Raw genomic sequence first — 1930 nt, 5'->3', positions numbered from 1 at the left:
CGGCGCGTCGGGGCGGCGGCGCTGGGCCTCGTCGCGGCGGCGGCCCTGTCGGCGTGCGGCATCGCGGGCGCGTCGGAGGCGTCCGTGGCGGGCAAGGACAAGCTGGTCATCGGCGTCAACTCCGACCAGCCGGGCCTCGCCCTCCGGGAGGGCGGCGGCTACCAGGGCTTCGACATCGAGATCGCCAAGCAGATCGCCCGCTTCATGGACGTCCGGGACGTCGAGTTCCGGACGATCACGTCCGCGACGCGGGAGCAGATGCTCCAGGACGGCGACGTCGACCTCGTCGTCGGCAGCTACTCGATCACCCCCGAGCGCAAGACGAAGGTGCTGTTCGGAGGGCCGTACTACGTCGCGCACCAGAGCGTGCTCGTGCGCGCGGCGGACGCGGCGCGGGTGAAGACCGTCCACGACCTGGCGAACCGCAAGGTCTGCATGGTGCCGGGGTCGGTGTCGTTCCCGCGCGTCCAGAAGGAGCGCGGCGTCGCGGCCCAGCCGGTGCAGGCGACGGGGTACAACGACTGCCTCACCAAGCTGACCGCCAACGAGCTGGACGCGGTCTCCACCGACGACCTGATCCTCGCCGGGCTGTTCGCGAGGAACCTCCGCGCCGGCGGACCGGCGCTCGCACTGGTGAAGACGTCGTTCTCGGACGAGCCGTACGGGGTCGGCATCAAGCAGGGCGACGTGGACGGCTGCGAGGCGGTCAACAAGGCCATCACGCGGATGTACCAGCAGGGCATCCCGGCGAAGCTGCTGCAGGCGCAGTTCGGGTCGAGCGGCCTGGCGTTCACCCGGACCGTCCCCCAGTTCGAGGGCTGTGAGTGACCCCCGCGGGGTGCTGTTCGGACGATTGCTACCGGCCGGTCACTGAGATCCATCGGTTACGTAAGTGCCGGTCGCGGCTGATGATCGTAAGTTATGGTCGCGATCAAAAGCGTACGGAACGTCCATCGCGGGCCTGAGAGGTGCCATGACGACGCTCATCCTGGTGGTGCTGTGCGTCGTGGTCGGGGTCATGGAGGTCTGGGCGGGCCGGCAGAGCCGGGAGCAGGCCCGCGCGTTCGCCCGCCGGGTGGACGAGCTGAACGACCAGGTCACCAAGCAGAACGGCGTGCTGGTGACGGTCGGCGAGCAGCTCACCGCCGAGCTGTCGCGGGTCAAGCGGGACGTGCTGCCCGCGCTCGACTCGCGGCTGCGGGACAACTCCGGGCAGGTCGAGGAGCTGGCCCAGATCGTCCACCAGGCCGACGCGTACGTCCGGTCGCAGGCCGGGCGGCTGCAGGAGCTGGAGCAGCAGCGGGTCACGCTGGCCGCGCTGCGCCGCAAGCTCGGCGAGATGGAGACCTCGGTGCGCGCGGTCACGGCCGCCGAGGGCGCGGCGGTCGCGGGCCGCGTGGACGAGGCGGTCGCGCGGCTGGCCGAGGTGGAGCGCGGCGGCGCCGAGATGCTGGAGCTCCAGCGCGCCCTCACCCGCACCCTGGAGGACGTCGAGGACGTGGTCGCCGAGCTGCTGCGCTACACCGAGGGCGAGCTGGACAGCGCCGTCTCGTCCGCGCTCGCGGGGCGGCCCCGGGTCGGCGGCGACGGCCTGTCGGTCACGGCGACCGGGCGGCTGTGGAGCCGGGACGAGCAGCTCCAGGACATCCTCGGCGAGATGTACGAGGCGTGCCTGCGCGCCAACGGCCTCCAGGTGCGGTTCCGGACGGTCGAGGACGCCGACGGCGCGGGCCCGGGCGTCCCGGAGCACCGGCGCTACTTCCTCGGCGGGCGGCGGATGGAGGAGCTGGCCGGGGCCTTCACGGCGCTGCTGATCTCCACCGGCGCGGACCTCGCGCCGGGCGGCCCGCACTACGCGTCCGGCGGTTCGTCCGCGGCCGGGCCGTCAGGCGGCCGGCTCGCGCCGGGAGGCGGGCTGAGCCGCGAGCCG

The 1930-nt window shown here is 72.8% G+C and carries 2 protein-coding genes; both read left to right on the top strand.

The window, feature by feature from the left end:
* Positions 1–828: transporter substrate-binding domain-containing protein (locus DZF91_RS24480; protein WP_328589206.1), on the top strand; the 828-nt coding region annotated here is incomplete at its 5' end.
* Between the two features lie 145 nt (positions 829–973).
* A partial coding sequence (locus DZF91_RS24475; RefSeq protein ID WP_117359629.1) for a hypothetical protein occupies positions 974–1930 on the top strand: 957 nt, incomplete at its 3' end.

This window comes from Actinomadura logoneensis (assembly GCF_003428695.1).
Classification (GTDB): domain Bacteria; phylum Actinomycetota; class Actinomycetes; order Streptosporangiales; family Streptosporangiaceae; genus Spirillospora; species Spirillospora logoneensis.
The sequence above is the reverse complement of the archived record's forward strand: the minus strand, read 5'-3'. Positions and strand labels throughout refer to the sequence as shown.